The 19,526-nt window shown below is 41.0% G+C and carries 13 protein-coding genes and 3 tRNA genes; 11 read left to right on the plus strand and 5 right to left on the minus strand.

What is annotated here, in order from left to right:
• Window positions 1-225 precede the first annotated feature (225 nt).
• A complete protein-coding gene (locus ABDD94_RS06775) occupies window positions 226-6,744 on the plus strand; it encodes an alpha-2-macroglobulin family protein (RefSeq protein WP_345955200.1) in 6,519 nt (2,172 codons plus the stop codon).
• A 47-nt stretch (window positions 6,745-6,791) separates the two neighbouring features.
• Here the strand turns inward: ABDD94_RS06775 and ABDD94_RS06780 are convergent.
• Window positions 6,792-6,875: transfer RNA gene (locus tag ABDD94_RS06780), tRNA-Leu, on the minus strand.
• 107 nt (window positions 6,876-6,982) lie between these two features.
• Window positions 6,983-7,066 (minus strand) — tRNA-Leu (locus ABDD94_RS06785).
• Window positions 7,067-7,230: 164 nt separating this feature from the next.
• Here ABDD94_RS06785 and ABDD94_RS06790 point away from each other — a divergent pair.
• The 5 genes from ABDD94_RS06790 (at window position 7,231) to ABDD94_RS06810 (ending at window position 10,734) form a co-directional block, all read left to right on the plus strand.
• Complete coding sequence (locus ABDD94_RS06790) at window positions 7,231-7,677, plus strand: DUF2147 domain-containing protein (protein WP_345955201.1); 447 nt, start codon at window positions 7,231-7,233, stop codon at window positions 7,675-7,677.
• 7 nt (window positions 7,678-7,684) lie between these two features.
• On the plus strand, window positions 7,685-8,692 hold the full coding sequence (locus ABDD94_RS06795) for a YCF48-related protein (protein WP_345955202.1): 1,008 nt from the start codon (window positions 7,685-7,687) through the stop codon (window positions 8,690-8,692).
• Between the two features lie 136 nt (window positions 8,693-8,828).
• A tRNA-Lys gene (locus tag ABDD94_RS06800) sits at window positions 8,829-8,901 on the plus strand.
• A gap of 225 nt (window positions 8,902-9,126) precedes the next feature.
• On the plus strand, window positions 9,127-10,380 hold the full coding sequence (locus ABDD94_RS06805; RefSeq protein WP_345955203.1) for a site-specific integrase: 1,254 nt from the start codon (window positions 9,127-9,129) through the stop codon (window positions 10,378-10,380).
• A 78-nt stretch (window positions 10,381-10,458) separates the two neighbouring features.
• Entirely contained in the window at window positions 10,459-10,734 is a 276-nt protein-coding gene (locus ABDD94_RS06810; protein WP_345955204.1) for a DNA-binding protein, read from the plus strand.
• A gap of 29 nt (window positions 10,735-10,763) precedes the next feature.
• Here ABDD94_RS06810 and ABDD94_RS06815 read toward each other — a convergent pair whose 3' ends face one another.
• Window positions 10,764-11,606: an RteC domain-containing protein gene (locus ABDD94_RS06815; RefSeq protein WP_345955205.1), complete on the minus strand. Its 843-nt coding sequence runs from the start codon at window positions 11,604-11,606 to the stop codon at window positions 10,764-10,766.
• Window positions 11,607-11,999: 393 nt separating this feature from the next.
• Here ABDD94_RS06815 and ABDD94_RS06820 point away from each other — a divergent pair, with 393 nt between their 5' ends.
• Window positions 12,000-12,251, plus strand: coding sequence for a hypothetical protein (locus ABDD94_RS06820; protein WP_345955206.1), 252 nt, complete (start codon window positions 12,000-12,002; stop codon window positions 12,249-12,251).
• A gap of 2 nt (window positions 12,252-12,253) precedes the next feature.
• Here the strand turns inward: ABDD94_RS06820 and ABDD94_RS06825 are convergent, their stop codons facing one another.
• Window positions 12,254-13,435 carry a hypothetical protein gene (locus ABDD94_RS06825; protein ID WP_345955207.1) on the minus strand — a complete coding sequence of 394 codons (1,182 nt, stop codon included), beginning with the start codon at window positions 13,433-13,435 and terminating at the stop codon, window positions 12,254-12,256.
• Between the two features lie 239 nt (window positions 13,436-13,674).
• Between ABDD94_RS06825 and ABDD94_RS06830 the strand changes: the two genes are divergently transcribed.
• The 4 genes from ABDD94_RS06830 to ABDD94_RS06845 all read left to right on the plus strand — a co-directional run bounded on the left by ABDD94_RS06830 (window position 13,675) and on the right by ABDD94_RS06845 (window position 18,018).
• Window positions 13,675-14,250 carry a Crp/Fnr family transcriptional regulator gene (locus tag ABDD94_RS06830; RefSeq protein ID WP_345955208.1) on the plus strand — a complete coding sequence of 192 codons (576 nt, stop codon included), beginning with the start codon at window positions 13,675-13,677 and terminating at the stop codon, window positions 14,248-14,250.
• 344 nt (window positions 14,251-14,594) lie between these two features.
• Window positions 14,595-17,186 (plus strand): lanthionine synthetase LanC family protein, encoded by a 2,592-nt coding sequence (locus ABDD94_RS06835; protein ID WP_345955209.1) that lies wholly within the window; start codon window positions 14,595-14,597, stop codon window positions 17,184-17,186.
• A 13-nt stretch (window positions 17,187-17,199) separates the two neighbouring features.
• Entirely contained in the window at window positions 17,200-17,640 is a 441-nt protein-coding gene (locus ABDD94_RS06840; protein WP_345955210.1) for a MauE/DoxX family redox-associated membrane protein, read from the plus strand.
• 90 nt (window positions 17,641-17,730) lie between these two features.
• The gene (locus ABDD94_RS06845; protein WP_345955211.1) at window positions 17,731-18,018 is read left to right on the plus strand and encodes a hypothetical protein; all 288 of its coding nucleotides are present in this window, start codon (window positions 17,731-17,733) and stop codon (window positions 18,016-18,018) included.
• Between the two features lie 56 nt (window positions 18,019-18,074).
• Here ABDD94_RS06845 and ABDD94_RS06850 read toward each other — a convergent pair whose 3' ends face one another.
• Window positions 18,075-19,517, minus strand: coding sequence for a TlpA disulfide reductase family protein (locus ABDD94_RS06850; RefSeq protein WP_345955212.1), 1,443 nt, complete (start codon window positions 19,515-19,517; stop codon window positions 18,075-18,077).
• Window positions 19,518-19,526: the final 9 nt, after the last annotated feature.

Below are 19,526 nucleotides of genomic sequence, written 5' to 3' on the forward strand. Positions count from 1 at the left end.
TTTGGGTAAGATGCGGTAAATATAATACGCCAAACCCATGGAGCCATACTTTAGCGCTTATGTTTAACATATTTTTACATTAACATATAAATAGTTGTGTTTAGTATCCCTGTAATGCAAAACTTAAATGATTAGTAAGGGTAACACATTAACATTTGCGCTTGATAATTTAACATTAAGCAAATACAAACATTTACTAACTTACGGGCATAAACCTTTGGTCCTATGCCTTTCATTCGTTCATTCTCCTGGCGTTCAATATTGTTTGTAACAGTATTGGTTTTTGCGTTTGTTAATACCCGTGCACAAAACACTTACCCTGCAATAATTTCACGTATCGATTCATTAACTGGCATTGGCCTACCCAAGTCGGCTTTGCTTGAAGTGGATAAATTGGATCAACTGGCCCGCAAGAGCAATAATACCTCTCAAATTATACGTGCGGTTGTTTACCGGATGACTTTGCAGTCGTATCTGGAAGAGAATGCTTTGGTTGCCATCATTAATACCCTAAAGGCTGATATCCAAAAGTCGGCATTTCCTACCAAGCCGGTACTGCAATCGCTGCTGGCCGATATTTACTGGCAATATTACCAGCAAAACCGCTGGCGCATAACGCAACGCTCAACGCTGCAAACGCAGGACGCTGATTTTACCAACTGGGATCTGCAAACGCTAATAAACCAAACCAGCCAGCTGTACAAAATTTCATTACAGCAGGCCGACCGGCTTCAACATACAAAAGTGGAAGTACTTGAAGGTGTGTTAATTGGCGATAAAGAGACCCGTTACCTGCGGCCCACCTTGTATGACTTGCTGCTGCACAGGGCCTTAACTTTCTTTTTAGCCGAAGAACCCTCATTGCCCAAACCGCTAACACCCTTTAATTTGAACGATGTGCATTTATTTGACGTTAGCCATGCGTTTGCAGCTCAATCTATGCGTACAACAGACACTACTTCTACTTACTATCAGGGCATTAAGCTATTACAACAAGGTCTTCAGTACCACATCAAAAAGAATAACACAGAAGCACTGATAGATCTTGATTTACGTCGTTTGTCTTTCTTGTACAGCGAATCGCACCTGGCTCAAAAGGATTCATTATACCTTTTAAATCTGAATGCCATTACCCAAACCTACGCTAAGAAACCTATCAGCGCCGAAGCATGGACGTTAATTGGCCACTTTTATAAAGCCAAGAATAATTTGGTAAAAGCGCATGCAGCTTACAGCAAAGCAGTAAACGCCTATCCGCAAAGTTTGGGAGGCAAAAATGCGGCTGTGGCTATTCAGCAAATGGAAGAAACTTTTGCATCTGTAACTATAGAACATTTAAACGTACCAAACAAACCATTGCTGGCAGCCATAAGGTATCAAAACGTTAAGCGTGCCGATTTAAAGATTTACAAATTAAGCACAACACAGTTAAATTATTATGAAGACTTGTATAAGTCAACATTAAGCCAGCGTTGGTCTGCCGGGGAAAGTAAAAACGGCTACAAAGAGCTGCAGGCATTTTTTGATCATTTAGAAATCTATAGTAAGCAAAGCACAAATTTGCCCGAGCTGAATGATTACAGCATGCATACTACCGAAATAAAGCTCGAGCCTTTGCCACCGGGCAATTATGTGGTACTGATTAGCCACAAAGGCGATTCATTATCAACGCAGGTAGTCAGCTTTGCCATAACCAGGTTAGCAAATGTTGTTCGTGTTAACCCTGATGAGGAAATTGAGTTTAGGGTGATGGATAGGCAGACCGGCCAACCCTTAAAAGGCGTAAACGTACATGCATCAGGAAAGGTATATAAATATGATAGCTTAAAACGGGATGGCGAATATGTAGATGCGGAAGAGGATGGTTTGACAGATGCACAAGGCATGTTTAAGGCCGAAAGGTTGCACGCAGGCCAGGTGATGGTAAGATTAACGCTGAATGGTGATACGCTGGTAGATAAGTCAAGGTATGTGGGCGGCCAAGCGGCCGATGATGAAGATGATGAACCGGAACCTAAGACTGTAATATTTACCGACAGGCAAATTTACCGCCCAGGGCAAACTGTGTATTTTAAAGGTCTGCAAATGGAAACTGTTAAACACAAAAGTAATGTTGTGGCTAATAAAGAAATTGCAGTAAAGTTTTTAGACGCAAACCAAAAAGAGCTGGGCTTGCAATACTTTGTAACAAATGAATTTGGCACATTTAGTGGGTCATTCATTTTGCCGCAAAATATGCTGAATGGTGCAGTTAACCTTCAAGCCGATAATGGCAATATAAATATACAGGTAGAAGAGTATAAACGGCCCACCTTTAAGGTAGAATATGCTGCGATAAAAGAGAGTTACAAGTTAAATGATAGTGTAAAGGTTAAGGGCACAGTGATGGCTTTTTCGGGCTTTGGCCTTTCGCAGGCAAGAATTGCTTACGAGGTAAGGCGTACTGCAAATTACAATTATGCCGCCATGCGGGCTATTTACGGCTCATCCTACTATTATTATGAAGAACCGGCCTTAATTGCAACCGACACCATAACGTCAGACAGCCAGGGCGGTTTCAGTATAAATTTTAAGGCTATTACAGGCGATAAGCCCTTACTTACAACAATGTATCGTTATCAGGTTACAGCAACTGTTACAGATGCTGTTGGCGAAACGCATAACGGGTCTATTGATGTAACTATTGGACATACAGACATCAGGTTAACAGCGGCTGTGCCTGCCACTCAGTTGGCAAAAGAACCGGCTAAAATTGAAGTATCACTAACCACATTAAATGCGCAACGGCTAAAAGGCATTATAAGCGTACACATAAACGCCTTGCAAAGCCCCAAAAAATTATTCAAGCGACGACTGTGGACGTTGCCCGATCAGTATTTAATGAGCCGGGCTGATTATCAACAGTATTTTCCGGAATATACGTACGCTAATGAGGACCGGTATGCTTACTGGCCCTTAAAGAGTAAAGTTGCTGAGTTGACTGCTGCTGCAACTCCTGAATCAACAACAGTTGTTAACCTGGATGTTTTGCGCAAACAGCCGTCAGGTATGTACGAGATAATGGTTCAGGCAACGTCTGCAAAAGGGGATACTGCATCGGTTAAGTATTACATGAACTTAATTAATGAACCTGCTACGCTGCCAACGCTGGCCAACTGGGTGGTGCCTGTATATAACGGCGTTAAAGCTGGTGAAAAGGCTGAGTTTTGGGTGGGCACTGGGCAAAAAAGTTATATACTGTCAGAGCACTATATCGGTTCAAAGCTCAATTATTCTAAATGGATTACACCTTCAAAACAGCAAAAAATAACCGTTCCGGTTATTGCTGCCGATAACAATAGCGCTGTGCAGTTTATGATGGTTTATCAAAACCGGTTATACAGCAGCTACCAGCCTATCCAAATTCAGCACCCCGAAAAGCAACTCAGTTTAAAGATGCTGACCTTCCGGAACAAACTGCAACCGGGCCAAAAGGAAGAATGGAAATTGCAGGTATCAGGTTATCAGAATGAAAAGCAGGCTGCCGAAGTATTAGCCGGTATGTATGATGCTTCCCTGGATGATATCAGATTTCCGAATGCCTGGGGAAACGGCTTGTTTCCATATGAGCGTAACCTTCGTTATTTTAATTGGAATGACAGGGCTATTGCGCAACAGCAACAGTCGCAACAGCTTTTGTACATTTATAAAAATTACCAAACACTTAGCAGGAGTTATGAGCGTATTAACTTATTTGGCTATAATTATTACGGAGGCAGTAATTACGCCTATCAGCAGTATTTGCAACGTATTAAGGATATTGGAAAGAAGGCGCCGCTTAATAGTCAGTTAGAAGAAACTTACAAAAACAATGCGGCTCTGGTTAAAAACGGATACGATATAACCGGCGTAGTTGTAAGTGCTGGCGATGGCTTGGCATTGCCAGGTGTAACCGTAAAAATAAAGGGCACTACCATAAGTACTATAACTAATTCTAACGGAAAGTTCAAAATTAAAGTGCCTAAAGGCGGCCAGTTGCAATTCAGTTTCGTGGGTTATATTACACAGGAGAAGGCGACCAACAAAGCTGATGTGATCGCCATTAAGTTAATAGTTGATAGCAAAGCATTGAAGGAAACGTTGGTTTTACGACGTGAATTAGCAACGCGCAGGTTTACAGGCTCTGATTTATCTGCAGCTACTATACGCATCAGGGGATCGTCAAGTTTACATGCAGATGTAGTGAGCACTGTGCGTATAGACGAACCTGTGGGCAATGCGCCGCTAAGTATGGCATTACAGGGGAAGGCTGCCGGTATCTCTGTAACAGAATACCAACCAAACGAAATTTTCACTTCAGTAGCTGTGGCTTATCCTGATGGCTCAAGAAGGGTTAATGGCCGCCTCATACCGGCCCAACAGAGCGGCCAAATTGCAGTGCGGAGGAATTTTATTGAAACTGCCTTTTTTTATCCGCAGTTGCGTACCGATGAAAATGGCCAGACACTCATCAACTTCACAATGCCTGAGTCGCTCACTAAGTGGCGCTTCAGGGCTATGGCCCATACAAAAAATTTGGCTTTAGGGTACATAACCCAGGATGTTATCACCCAAAAGCAACTGATGGTAAGTGTCAATATGCCACGCTTTTTGCGTGAGGGCGATACCATTACTTTTTCGGCACGTGTGGCCAACTTAACAGCCCAGCCGCTTAAAGGAAGCGTGCAGTTACGCCTGTTTAATGCGCTTAATATGCAGCCCGTAAATTTACTGCTTAAACCTGCAGAAGCAAATCAGCAAATTGAAGTGCAGGGTGGCAGCAATAAAGCGGTTAGTTTTTCAATAGTGGTTCCACCGGGGCTCGATGCCTTGACCTACCGTGTTACTGCCGCCAGCGAATCTTATAGCGATGGTGAAGAAAACACACTGCCGGTACTGCCCAACCGCACCTTGATTACCGAAAGCATGCCTATGATGGTGCGGCCGGGCCAAACAAAGGAGTTTAGTTTCGATAGGTTTAACAATAACAAAAGCAATACGCTCGTTAATAAAAGCCTTACTTTAGAATATACACAAAACCCGGCGTGGTATGCCGTGCAGGCTATGCCTTACTTAATGGAGTTCCCTTATGAATGTTCGGAGCAAACTTTTAGTCGCTACTTTGCTAATAGTTTATCGGCTGCTGTTGTAAGCCATAATCCACAAATAAAAGCGGTGTTTGACAGTTGGAAGGCAACGGATAGCAAAGAACTGCTTTCAAACCTGGAAAAGAACGCTGGGTTAAAATCAGTTTTACTGGAAGAAACACCCTGGCTCAGAGATGCTGCAAATGAACAAGAACAGAAAAAGCGTATTGCTTTACTGTTTGATCTGAATAAATTAAGTTATGAGCAGGACGCAGCATTGGAAAAACTGCAAAAGCAGCAACTTTCAGGTGGTGGTTTTCCCTGGTTCGGCGGTACATCCCCCGACCGTTATATTACACAACATATTATTGCGGGTATTGGTCAGCTTTATAATTTAAAAGTGATATTGCCAGCCAATACCAAGCTAGCCAACATTCGCAACAATGCCATACGCTATCTGGACGCTGAATTAGTGAATGATGACCAGCGCACGGCCTTCAATCAAAGTGAAAAAGAGCTTAGCGCTACCGAAATACATGCCTGGTATGCGCGTAGTTATCACTTAGGAACTAAATTGAGCAGCAACTTGTATACAATACAGCAGCAATACCTGCAACGTGCTGCTAAGCAATGGCCTTTACAAAATGTGTACAGCCAGGCCTTAATTGCACTTACTTTGCAACGCTACGGCAAGCACGAAGATGCCAAAGCTATCGTTCGGTCGCTGAATGAAACTGCACAACAATCGGCCGACCTGGGTATGTATTGGTCCAAAAACCAATTAGGTTGGTATTGGTACCAATCGCCTATCGAAACGCAGGCACTGCTTATTGAGTTGTTTAGTGAAGTTGGCAATCAACCTAAGGCTGTAGAGGAGATGAAGATATGGCTGTTGCGCAATAAGCAGACTAACAATTGGCGTACTACTAAAGCTACAGCGGCTGCATGCTATGCGCTCCTCATGAAGGGTGATAGCCTGCTTACACAAGCAACAACTCCCACAATTACACTTGGTGGTAAATCTTTAAATGAACTTAAACCAGAACTGAAGACCGAAGCAGGCTCCGGCTACCTGAAAACCAATTGGATTGATGAGCAAGTGAAACCAGCGTACGGAAAAGTGAAGGTAGTAAATACTGGTAAGCATATAAATTGGGGAGCATTGTACTGGCAGTACACCGAACAATTAGATAAGGTTACCCCATCGAATACAGACCTTACATTGCAGCGAAAGTATTTTGTTGAAAAACGCGATGTAAACGGAAGGTTGGTTTTAATAGCCGTAGATGCTGTTCATCCACCCAAAATTGGAGATGTACTTAAAGTGTTGGTATACCTCAAGGCGGGGCGCGACTATGAATATGTTCATTTAAAAGACATGCGCCCGGCTGGCACTGAACCGGTTGATGCATTATCGGGCTATAAATATCAGGACGGATTGTATTATTACCAGGTAACCAAAGATGTGGCTACCAACTTTTTCATCAGTCGCTTAAGTAAAGGTAATTATGTGTTTGAATACCGGTTAACGGTTGTACAGCCTGGTAATTATTCAACCGGCATAAGTAGTGTACAAAGCATGTATGCGCCAGAATTTAACGCGCACAGCCAGGGAAATAGGATGGTGATTGGAAAATAATTTCTTTAAAGTAAAAAAGCAACTCTTAACAAGAGTTGCTTTTTTTGTGCCCAGAACGAGATTCGAACTCGTACAACCTTACGGATGCCACCCCCTCAAGATGGTGCGTCTACCAATTTCGCCACCTGGGCTTAATAAATTACAGGTTATGTGTTGTGAACTGAGCGTATTTCAGAAAACGGTTGTAAGATGTGTACCTTCAACCTACAACGTATAACTTATATTTAAAAAGGTGGTGTGCCCAGGGAGAGACTCGAACTCTCAAGAGACAATTCTCAACGGCTTCTGAGACCGCAACGTTTACCAATTTCGCCACCTGGGCTGATACTTGTAGGCTTTAAGTTTTAAAAACGCAATGCCTTTATCAGTATGAGGCTGCAAATATAGAAGATTATGCTAAAAGCCATCAAATAAATAATAAAAATCTTTACGGGTTTGAAATAGTGATTTATAGCTGATACTTTCGGGTAATCAATTTTTAAATCTATGTTAAAAAAGTTCAGTTTTTTTATAACACTATTGGGTGTGCTTTTATTTAGCGCTTCATCTTTTGCGCAAAGTGCCGATGCTATTTTAGGTAAGTGGATCAATCCGAGTGGGGAAGGGCAAATACAGATTTATAAGAAAGGTAGCTTATTTTATGGCAAGTTGGCTTGGTTAAAGCAGCCCAACGATGAAACAACCGGTCAGCCCAAAACTGATAAAAACAATCCGGATAAAAATTTACATTCTCGCCCGATATTGGGATTGGAAATACTGAAAGATTTTAAGTTTGATGGAGAGAGCGTGTATGATGACGGCAATATCTATGACCCTAAAAATGGCAAAATTTATAGCTGCAAAATGACGCTGAACGGGAATAAACTAAAGATCAGAGGATATATTGGCATTTCGTTATTAGGCCGATCTGAAATCTGGACACGGGTTAAATAATAGTTATATGAAGAGTGCCCTTATTATTTTTTGCTTGCTTATTACTCACTGCTTACAAGCGCAAACTATTACATTAATTGAGCAGGGCAAATCTACCAGTATCCGTGGTTTGTCTGTTGTAAGCGATAAAGTTGCGTGGGTAAGTGGCAGCAAGGGGCATGTAGCGGTTACTACCGACGGTGGGCACACCTGGGCCTGGCAACAAGTAAAAGGATTTGAGCAGAGTGATTTCAGGGATGTTGAAGCATTTTCTGACAAGGAGGCAATTATCATGAGTTCGGGAACACCTGCGCTTATTTTGAGAACCGTAAATGGCGGTGCTAGTTGGAATATTACATTTCAGAATAACGATAAAGCATATTTTCTGGATGGAATGGGCTTTTTTGACGCAAAGCATGGTTTATTGATGGGAGATCCGATTAACGGAAAGTTTCTATTGTTGGAAACCACAGATAGCGGCCGGACTTGGAACGCACTTAAAACCTTGCCCGAAGCTTTAGCAAATGAAGCTGCTTTTGCTGCTAGCGGTACATCGCTAAGGGTTTTAAATAGCCGCAACAATGTGTTACTGCTAACGGGCGGAAGCACATCAAGGATATTGTTGGGGGTGGGCTTGAAAAGCTGGAATACCATTGAAGTGCCACTAATACACGGACAGCCAAGTCAGGGTGGATTTTCAATTGCTGTGGGCGGTGGTGGCACCGTTGTAGTAGGGGGCGATTATCAGCAAAATAAAAAAGCAGATTCTGTTGCTTGTTATTACAGTGGTAACGAAAGCAGGATGAAGTTTCAGTTGGCTAAGCAAATGCCAGGCGGTTATCAGTCGTGCGTTACCTATTTGTTTGATCACACTTTTTTGTCAACCGGAACCTCGGGCTCCAATATAACTAATGATGGTGGCGCAACTTGGAGGCCTATAGACACCGCAAGTTATAACGTTTGTGAGAAGGCGAAATCTGGAAACTTGATTTTACTAGCAGGAGATAAGGGCAAAATAGCAATATTTAAAAATTAGTACACTGACAATAAAGCCCTTACTATATGTTATAAAAATATTTGTAGATTGCACTTGCGCCGAATTGTATTTACTTCTATATTTGCACCACTTTAAAGAAAACGCTTAAACGTTTTCACTAAAGCAAAAATAAAACGATTCCGTAGCTCAGCTGGTAGAGCATTACACTTTTAATGTAGTGGTCCTGGGTTCGAATCCCAGCGGGATCACAAAATCCGTTTAAGGAGAGATAAAGCCATTCAAGTTGAATGGCTTTTCTCGTTTTGAACCATTCTAAGGCACTTTTTCATTCAGGCAGGGTCAAAACAGTTTAAGCCGTTCGGTATACTATTCGGTATACTAGCAAAAAAACGGAATTTAGTATACCGAATTTATTTCGACAGTTCAATTTGGGGTTGTGGTGGGGCCATGGTTTAACCTCAAATAACTGGCTAATGAAAGTAAATCAGGAACTTTCAATTTTGTTCTGGCTTTGGAAAGCCAAACAAACCTCAGATGGGATGATCCCCATCTATGTACGCATCACCGTCAACGGATTAAGAGATCAGTTCTCATCCGGAAAGAAAATTATGGCAGATCACTGGAATGATGAAACCGGGTTTGCCATCAGGGCTTGCAAAGATGCTGCTACCATTAATACCTATATCACTTATACCACCAGGGAACTGGAAAAGTGCTATAACCTGCTTTGTGAAGAACATGAAGACGTTACCGCCAAAATGGTCAAGGACGCTTACCTGTTCAAACCGGAACCCAAACCGACCCTGATGCAGGCTTTTAAAGTGCATAACGATGAGTTTGCAGAAAAGGTAGACAAAGGCAAAGGAACAAAGGGTACGCTGGGCCGCTACGAGCGCCTCCAGCGAAAAGTAGAAGCCTTTCTGAAAAAGAAGTTCAAAGCGACAGACATTAACCTTGATCAAATCCAGTATTCATTTGCTTCGGGCTTCTATCATTATTTACTGATGCAGGATATAGATGAAAACACATCGATGAAATACGTCAAAACTTTAAAGCAGGTAATGACAAAGGCCGTGAATGACGGTATGATCGCCCAAAGCGCTATCAACAACTTTAAGTGTACCTACAAAGACCCGGATCGCGATTACCTGGAAATGGATGAAATCATTAAAATGTACACCAAGAAAATAAGCTGCCAACGGATCGCTGAAGTGAGGGATGTCTATGTTTTCTGCTGCTTTACCGGCTATGCCTTTGAAACGGTGTATGCGCTTGAACCTGAAAATATCTTTACCGGTGTGGATGGCGGCTTGTGGATCACTAAAGACCGGGCCAAGTCAGGTACGGAAGAAACCGTACCCCTACTGCCTATCCCATTGGAGATCATCCAAAAATATAAACGTCATCCTTATTGCGTCAACGAAAACAAATTGTTGCCGGTTAATAGTAATCAGCGGTTTAATTCCTATCTGAAAGAGCTGGCTGACATCTGCGATATCAATAAACTATTGACCACACACACCGCCCGGCACACGTTTGCAACAACAATTACTTTGGAAAACGATGTACCAATTGAAACTGTCAGCAAAATGCTCGGTCATAAGGATATCAGGACAACTCAAATTTATGCAAAGATGACCAAAAGGAAGATCAGTAACAATATGAAGGCATTGCATGATAAGCTGTATGAAAATAACGCCCCCCTGCGATTAGCTGTAAGTGCTTAAAATTTGAGGGTGCCACCCCGAAAGGACACAATCAGCGTTAAACAGATTAGATAGGTTTGTCTTCTCTAATTTAAACAGATGACAGTAGAACTAATAACAAAGGATGATTTAGAGCAATTCAGGCAATCCATGTTGCAGGATCTCAAATTACTTTTAACCAAACGAATCGAGGAACCTCAGAAATATTTAAAAAGTTACCAGGTAAAAAATATGCTGAAGATTTCCGGGGGAACCTTACACACGTTGCGCGCAAACGGCACTTTGAAATTCACGCGGATCGGGCACATCATTTATTACAATTATGAGGACATTATGCAGCTCATGGAAGGCACCACAAAAAAGCCCAAAAGGTAAAATAAAAGCCGGTCACCCCGGCTTTTATTTCAGGCATTTTCGTCATCCAAACGCTTTAATATCGCTGCCTTCATCTGATCGAGATATTTAACCTGGCTCACCCGCTTCCTGCCGGAGATAGATTGCCACCTTCTGAATGGCCGCCCAATGTTTACCTGAAAATTTACTTCCAGCCAACCCATAATTTCAGCAATCCCAGCGTTGCCATGGTTGACCTGACCAGTCAGCCAAATACCATAAGCCATTTCTGCCAGGTTAATCGCATCGCCCGTCCACTTTAATGTCACTCTCTTCTTAGTCATTCCGGATAAAGCTTCGGCTTCTTGTGGGCTATACAAGCGATCTGTCAAAAATTCCTGTATCCGCTCATTGGTTATAAACCTTGCAAATACGTAATCACCGGCAGTTGAAAATTGAGGATCAAAACCCTGCACGTCATGGATGAGCGAACCCGGCGGCTGAGCATTGCGGACAAATAATAAAGCATCGAGTTCAGTGCCGTCAAGCAGGTAATACTGATGCATAAATTTATTCTGATCGTAAAATTTCCTCATATATCTTAATTCCTGTTCAAAGTAATTTTTAATTACTTCAGCTGTATCAACCGGTGTACCTGCTTCGATGGTAAAAACATCCAAAGCAAATAACTGCCGTGCGATGAACTGCGGTTTTACATATTTAAAAAACTGGACTTCCTCTTCTGTTGAGGAAAAGGACTGCTGGATTAACAACGCTTTCAGGTCGGCAATTGCCTGCCTGATACCATTTAGCTTGCCATTTAATTTTTGCCCGGCTGGAATTCCCATTTCATCAAATAATTCCAGGTCTTCATCAAGTTGCACTAAGCGTGCTTTTGCTTCTTCGATTATCATAACTTTAAATTATTTTTGACACCATTTTTTAAAACCTGCGACAAACTTGGTATTTCAGGCTTATGATGTAAAGTGGCTAACATGGCACATAAATGTGTCATACACAGTAGATATGAACGCATTTGAGCAGATAATACGTAGATTTAGATGCAACCCTTTTTAGCAATATTTTTTTATTTTTTTCAATAAATGCCAATTGTTAAAGGATGCTTAACTTTGAAGTATGAAATAGAAAAAAGGAAATTTAAAATATAATACGATACTATTAACCTTGTTACAGGGAATCGGCTAAATTCAAAATTAACACAGGGGGGTAATAGACTGATCGTCCACGCATGCGTGGGCATTGGTTTACCCTGTGTGTAGGTTCTTAGCCGTACCTCCTGTAGCAGAATGACTGGTGTCCCACGCTATTTTTTTATGGAGGAAAATAAATTGAAAATACTTTGTCAGTCACTTGACGAAATAAAATTAAGCGACGATTGCAAGGTCTATCTTAGACAACAAGGGTTCAGCAATCTACAGGAAGTGATTGCTAAGAAATGGAATGGATTAAGAGAGATGGACGGCTTTGATTACAGAAAATTTAATGAATTGATTAAATTCCTGCAATCCCAAAACTTACTTTCATTGATGGAAAATTAACCCTAAAACTTGTAATGCTGATCAATATGGTCGATCATTTTTTGTAGCCAACTTCTTATGCTTTGAACGATCCGATCCGGGAATGGCTTGTTACTAAAATGATTACGCTGGCTTTTTTTTGAAATGTTCTCCGCTCTTTCAGTTTTGATATGATTATTCACGAATTCGTATAAATAAGATTTGAATTTTGTTTGAATAAAAGCGACCTCCAGCAATATTCTGAAAAAAAACATCAGTTCTGCCAGCGTAACCGCCACGACAAAATAAAATTTAGAAGGCTCATTTGGGCTTGTAATCTTAAAGTTTTGCGTGTAAAGTTTTTCTTTCTGTGCTATATAGGCCAGTTCTGCCTCAAGGCTTTCAATAACGGAGAGTTTCAGGGATTGGACTTTAGGATCGTACAAGTGCCGGGCTTCTACTCTTACCTGCTGAAATATTTTTAATAGATAAATCAAGTCCTGCTGCTGCTCATGAAATTCGGCATCACTCAAGGTAATCCGCTCGATATATTTCAGAAAGTAAGCATATACCTGGATACTATTAAACTCCTTGCATATCAACAATTTCAATACTTCGAGATCAATATCCTCCCTCGGTGGATTTTCCAGATATTGAGAAATGACATTAACAGTTTTTACCAGGTAATCCCATTGACGCCATGTTTTTATCTTAAACCGCCCTGTCTGGTTTGTTGCTTGGCTATACCCTAAAATTAACGCTGCCAGCTCCGGATCCACATTATTGCTTGTCAGTCGCTCATTGATTACGTTACAAAAAAGCGAGTTTGCGGCTCCGAACCGGTCAAAAAAATGCGATGGGAGTTCGGCGTCAAAATCGAAGAAGTCGCTAAAATATTCACGTACATGATCTAATAACTGATAAATGCTTATAGACAGCCACTCAAGTATTCCTGAGGCTATTAACAAATTACTGTCATCATGTTGAAACCCGTTAATCCCATCAGCCATATAGGTCAGCTGGAATTGTAAGGCATGTATATAGATGGTTTTAGCGGACTGATCTTTCATGGCGCTTATGTCCTCTTCTATTTCCCATCGGATTGTGAGAATGGCCTGAGTTATGAAACTTTTTATTTCGTCAAGTTCACCTTGCGAAATATTCGTAAACATCAAACTCGTATAAGTTTGAATAAATCCTTTCAGTTTAGTTAATGCAGCGGCCATAATCTTTCACAGTGTTAGGGAAAACATTTACATGGGTAGTTTATTTTATAGGGATTCTTAAATGGAGTAATTGAATAAAATTAATTATAATTTTCCCTCATTGGGGAATTTTGCATTGCCTTTTGCGAAATTTTTACAAAAAAATGCTTTACGTTAAAAGGTTGCATTTTTTCTGCAACCTGCAGCCACTTGACGAGCACTATAAGTTTATGCTTATTTGTTAAAAAATAAGAGTAATAATGAGCAGTGCCGCCAATTTCATACAGCGCTTAAACCGTACAAAAACACTTTCATTAAAACTATCTAACACATTAATGGAAGCTTTTAAAGTAAACCGGTTTGAGGCCCAGGAGACCTTTGTTTCACCCGGCAATCACGCCAGTTCCATTTACTTTGTTGAATCAGGCATAGTGCGGGGAGCGATTGAGGGCCCTACTGAAAAGTTAAGTACCTGGTTCAAGCAGGATGGCGATCTGATTATACCGCAAGGCATAGTAAATCAGCAACCAAGTGACGAATATATCAGCGCAGTTTTTAAAACAAATCTTATTGCGCTTTCTTTTAAAAGTTTAAAAAAGATCGGTGAAACCACGCCTGAGGCTATGGAATTAATGATTTTATTAATTGCCGAAACTGCCGCCGAATCCCGATACAGGGAGAAGTTACTTAGAATTGCAACCGCCAAGGACAGATATAATTTCTTAAATGAAAACGAAGATTTTGTTTTAAAAAGAGTGCCTCAATATCTTGTGGCATCTTATCTGAATGTTACAAAAGAGACATTTAGCCGTTTGCATAAGGGGCTACCTTATTGATTTACCGTAACTTTCGCTACGGTTTACTTTAGTTTATTCCTTACGGTATATTGCTAAATTAATATTGTAAATCAATTTATTCATGGCTCTGATTGATGAGATTAGCTCTATTTTGGCCATGCCAAAAATTCACCGGTGCATTGCCGGTGCCCGCCGACAACCTATATAAATCGAATAATAAATAATATCCCATATTTTAATAATGTCAGGATTGTTGACATACCGTAACAAATATGGCGTGGTAACCGTGAGAATTATTTAAGGTAAATGACCCTTATTGATATGTTTCCTCAACGAAACAGAATTTTTCGGTGCGTAGGTTTAACCTATAATTAAAGCCGTATATGGAACCATCATTATTGAATAGACAAACCGGGAACGCAGTTTGCGGAGTTAATACAATATACAGCAGTTCCCAAATCCTTGATTACGATTGCTATCTGAACAACTTTAGTCTTGACTATAAACATGAGGGGTCATATATAGTAGTCGGTAATACACCGCCCGCGTCTGGCTGGGTTATCTATCTTTCAGTTATCAGGCAGCAAATGTCACTCTTTATGGTTGAATGCCTTGAAACACTGGTTAAGTTTAAAAGTTCATTTATTCTGCCAGCAAACAGTACGACGCATACTTTAATTTTAGACGGCGGATTCGGTTATTCTGAGATCGGAAAAGTTATTACAATTTATCCGCACAGTCAGGAAGACGCGGCAGTCATTGCCGGTCAATTGATCGAATTAACCAAAGGATTTGTTGGACCTGAAATTCCAGCCGCCTTTCATTTACGAGGTATCGTTTATGCAGGTGTTAAAGAAGAACAAAGTGTAAACTTAAAGTGGCCGTTCGATTTAATTACCAGGCGGCTTAGTCCCAAAAAAATTAAGTGGCTAAAAGGATATTTTATCGTGCATCTGTTAAAAGGTGATGCCAAAGGCAGCGTATATAAATGTCTGAATGTAAAAACATGGACGGATGTTCACTGGTGTTTGATCAAACAGGGCCTGGCATACCAGTGTTCAGATGATCATGGTAGAAATATCAGACACCGGCTTGAATGGCAGCATGAACTACTAAAGAAATTGCAGGGTGCAATACCGCTACCAAAACCATTGGAATATTTCGAATGGCAGGGTAATGCTTACCTTGTGACCGAGTTTGTCAGCGGCCAAAACATTAACGAAACGATCATCGCGACACAGGCGGGTCTTGTCTGGCTCTCCATGCCAGTACTTCCGAAGCGCCAACTGATTAAAATCCTACTGGCCATAATTGAAATCATAAATCAATTTCATATTAGTGGTTTAGTGCACAGAGATATAAATCCCGGCAACTTCCTGATCCGGGAGAACGGAGAAATTATAGCTATTGACATCGAATTGGTTTATGACTATTGCTCAGGCAAACCAGATCCGGCTTTTGCCTATGGAACACCCGGCTATATTTCGCCGCAACAGCAACGACAAGAAATACCCTGTGTTCAAGATGATATTTATGGCCTCGGAGGGTTAATGATCAAAGTTTTTACAGGGCTTTCCCCGACAAAATTTCTAAAGGCGGATTCCGAGATGCTCTTTGAAAATCTTACGTTTTTTACGGGAAACGAGCGGGTGGCTTTCATGATCTGCTCCTGCTTAGAAGAGGACAGCACGATGAGGCCTGATATAAGATCCATAAAACATACTTTGGAGGTATATGATGCCTTATTGCTGACCGAAGCCTCGAATCATAAGCTCAGGGCAGAAAGTGAAACTCGCGTCAATATTAATGATATTATTCAGAAAGCTATAAATGGTTTAAATCTGCCACAGTTACGCAATGCAATGGGTTATTGGGTTTCGAGGAACACTCGATCTGCCGATCAAATATTAAACGAATTCAAGTTTTCCGAATCTTCACTCGGATTTGCAAATGGCGTCTCAGGGATAATTTATGTATTGGCCAAAGCAGATAAGTCGGGATTCGATATAACAGGATTGCACGACCTTATCTATCATAATTATAAGCTGCTGGATACAAACAGCGATACAGGTATTGTTGACTATGGTGATTATTTTTTTGGAGCCGCCGGTATCACGGTCGGTATAAACGCTATGATAGCTTCCGGATTATTGGAAAACAGCGTGAATAATAACAATATGATTTACAGGGCGCTCAATGGAACGGTAAGTGGCCTGAGCATTGCTGCTGGTCTTGCAGGGAAAGGCTTAGCCATATTGAATTGCCAGTCCGGTTCCAAACTACCCAACCTGTACGCAATGGTTTCAGCCATTGTCGGCACCATAATAAAGGAGCAAAAACCTGATGGTTCCTGGGACATCAGGGAAGATGAAAGTCAAAAGAAAGGGATCAAGTTGTATAGTTTATCTTATGGTATTGCAGGAGTCATTTACTTTTTATTGGCGTATTATGAGAAATACGAGGATACGAAAGTAAGATCGGCGATAATTAAATCACTATACTGGCTCAAACGCCAGCGAAAAAACATCGACGGAAAACCATTGTGGCCGGTAAGCAATAAAAATAGAAGTGTTGATCCCTGGTTTGAATTTGGATTTACGGGAGTAGCATTGACTTATATTAAAGCTTATCAGGTCTTAAAAATCCAGGATTATAAAGATGTGGCAGCATCAGCACTACATCATCATCCGAAAAATATTTCCAGCAATTATATTACGTATGCCAATGGCTTGTCGGGTCTTGGTGACGTTTTTTTGTATGCCTACCGGGTTTTTGGTGATGAAGATTGGCTAAATCGGGCCGGTCATATTGCAAACCTGCTATGCCATCTTTTCCGGCAACCTGATGACAATTCTATTTACTGGTTAGAGTCTAACCACACAGATCCGGCAAGTGACCTCATGGCTGGCAATGCCGGTATCATTCATTTTCTGATAGGCTATGCCGACCATGAAAGGATACGGACATTGTTATAAACATATATACAACATGAAAAAAATAATAATCATGGATATCATAACGGCTCTGGTCATTCTTCTGTTCCTGTATGCAAGCTTTAGCAAGATATTCGACCTGTGGTATTTTAAATATGACCTGTCGAAACAGCCATTTCCTAAATGGCTGCAAAATATCCTGGTATGGGCTATTCCCTTTTCGGAAATTTTCATAGCTGGATTATTAATGCTCAAACGCACAAGGGGACTTGGTCTTTATCTTGCCTTGTCCCTGATGCTGCTCTTTACAGGATATACAGCGGCCATTCTGTTGCATGTTTTCGCTTTTGTGCCTTGCGGGTGCGGCGGCGTGATCAGGATGTTGTCGTGGCCGCAACATTTGATTTTCAATATATTTTTCGCAGTCATCATCGCCGCTGCGATCCGGCTAAGACATAAAACGTTACAGGACAAACAGCTCCGAATGCAGGTTTAGCATTTGTAAAGATATTTCACGCGCGAAGTCAGGTTAAAGTACTGATCCTGGATAAAATCAGTCATCTTATTGAACATAATTTTTATCAAAATGAAAAAGATCAGAATGGGCTTTATAGCCTTAGCAGCAATTGCTGGTGTTGGCGGCGCTTATGCGACCAGCCACAAAACACGTTTAACTGGTACTGTGTACTATTCACAAAAAATCAATTCAACACAGAGTGTTTGGCGGGCCGTGCAACCGGGTACAGCCTGCCAGCCGTCTGCGCTCGATTGTACCATCACATCGACCAGCGCCAATGTGACCTCGTTACCGCCAAATACCTACCCGGCTCAATTTACGGTGGTTAATAATGCCGGTAAATCACACGGTATGTAATTGCGGAAAAATTAAAGAGTTAAACTGCATGAAAGTGTAGTTTAACTCTTTATTCACTATTCTTTTAAAGCTTTACTGATCAGGCTGGTAAGTTTTGCGCCATTATCAGCTATTGGACTTCCGGGACTTACCATCAATTTTCCGGCTTTATCAATCAAAATAAAAGTAGGGCAACCGTCAATAAAATAGTATTTGGCTATAGGATGATTGAAATTCTTTTCCTCCGTGAACAGGTCTATGGTATTTTCAGAGGTGTATTTGTGGCTTTTGATCGTTTCTTTCCACACCTTTATTTTATTGTCGAGGCTTACCGTTATCACAACAAATGGCTCTTCCTTAAAATGTTCTTCTATCTTCTTCAGGAACGGCGCGGATTGTAAACAAATGCCGCATCCGGTAAACCAAAAATCAAGTAATATCACCTTTCCTTTAAATTCCCCGAGTTTATGGAATTTCCCTGATGTGTCCGGTAGATTAAAAGGATAGGCATCTGCGCCAGCAAGCCGGTTGGATTTTAATGAATTTAATATCTTTTTAAAAGGGGGATAATCAATACGGACAATCGCACTGTTTACAAGCGGATAAAGGTCATTTCCGGAATCTTTGTCTAAATAAATAATACCAAGTAACAAACGTTGCCGAATCGCCCCTGAATGATGTTGCAAAAAGAAATTATAGCTTTTAAATATGGAAAATGGTTTATTTACATAGGCGCAGGAGTCGAATTTATACCTGGTAATTATACCCGATGCATAATTACCTGAAAGTTTTGTTATATCATGCCGGTCAAGTTGCCTAAAGTTTAATATTTCTTTGGGGACAATGCTTTTGTACCCTTTTAAATTTTGCCTGGCTGTATTGATCAGCGATTTCGGCAGCATCGAATTAATAAATTCCACCCGGCTTAAATAATCCCCTGTGACATCAGCTTCCAGCAGATAAAAGACATTTTCCGAAAGGGATCTTTTTTCAGATCGGATCAGCCGCATTCTTTCCAACAGTAAAGTATCGTGCTTTAAAAAATACCGTTTCGTTTCGGAGGGATCGCCCCATTTAATGCCGGTATATACCTTTTTCTGTAAGTCATTTAAAGCATTGATAAGGCTGAATTTTCCGGCACCACTGCCATGAAAACGATATTTTTCATTATCCTCCGAAATAAAAATATTGTCACCGGTTTCAAGGTAATAATTATCCAATGCCAGCCTGTTTAATTTATTGGTAGCATGTCGGTCGTCGTTATTCCTGGCAATGTAACTGATGCTTAAATGCATTGGAGTTTTGCCGGTTGGAATTTTGAACGAAAAAGCTTTTTTTGTAATCGTGGCCTTATAAGAGATATTGTTTGAAAGAAAAGGGTCACCCACATCATTGGTCGTCAGTAAAACAGTATCTCCATCCGCTAAGCTGTTTACTTTACCGCTAATCCTTGCTTGTTGTGCCAACGCAAAGCTGCTTGCTGTTATCAAAAGGCAACCTATCAATATTATTCGTCTCATACTTTTATC

The organism is Mucilaginibacter sp. PAMB04168, assembly GCF_039634365.2.
Taxonomy (GTDB): Bacteria; Bacteroidota; Bacteroidia; order Sphingobacteriales; family Sphingobacteriaceae; genus Mucilaginibacter.

Excerpts from the sequence above, each read along its gene's own strand:
- ABDD94_RS06775 (WP_345955200.1), top strand. The coding sequence starts at position 226 with ATGCCTTTCATTCGTTCATTCTCCTGGCGTTCAATATTGTTTGTAACA.
- ABDD94_RS06790 (WP_345955201.1), top strand. The coding sequence starts at position 7,231 with ATGTTAAAAAAGTTCAGTTTTTTTATAACACTATTGGGTGTGCTTTTA.
- ABDD94_RS06795 (WP_345955202.1), top strand. The coding sequence starts at position 7,685 with ATGAAGAGTGCCCTTATTATTTTTTGCTTGCTTATTACTCACTGCTTA.
- ABDD94_RS06805 (WP_345955203.1), top strand. The coding sequence starts at position 9,127 with ATGAAAGTAAATCAGGAACTTTCAATTTTGTTCTGGCTTTGGAAAGCC.
- ABDD94_RS06810 (WP_345955204.1), top strand. The coding sequence starts at position 10,459 with ATGACAGTAGAACTAATAACAAAGGATGATTTAGAGCAATTCAGGCAA.
- ABDD94_RS06815 (WP_345955205.1), bottom strand. The coding sequence starts at position 11,606 with ATGATAATCGAAGAAGCAAAAGCACGCTTAGTGCAACTTGATGAAGAC.
- ABDD94_RS06820 (WP_345955206.1), top strand. The coding sequence starts at position 12,000 with ATGACTGGTGTCCCACGCTATTTTTTTATGGAGGAAAATAAATTGAAA.
- ABDD94_RS06825 (WP_345955207.1), bottom strand. The coding sequence starts at position 13,435 with ATGGCCGCTGCATTAACTAAACTGAAAGGATTTATTCAAACTTATACG.
- ABDD94_RS06830 (WP_345955208.1), top strand. The coding sequence starts at position 13,675 with ATGAGCAGTGCCGCCAATTTCATACAGCGCTTAAACCGTACAAAAACA.
- ABDD94_RS06835 (WP_345955209.1), top strand. The coding sequence starts at position 14,595 with ATGGAACCATCATTATTGAATAGACAAACCGGGAACGCAGTTTGCGGA.
- ABDD94_RS06840 (WP_345955210.1), top strand. The coding sequence starts at position 17,200 with ATGAAAAAAATAATAATCATGGATATCATAACGGCTCTGGTCATTCTT.
- ABDD94_RS06845 (WP_345955211.1), top strand. The coding sequence starts at position 17,731 with ATGAAAAAGATCAGAATGGGCTTTATAGCCTTAGCAGCAATTGCTGGT.
- ABDD94_RS06850 (WP_345955212.1), bottom strand. The coding sequence starts at position 19,517 with ATGAGACGAATAATATTGATAGGTTGCCTTTTGATAACAGCAAGCAGC.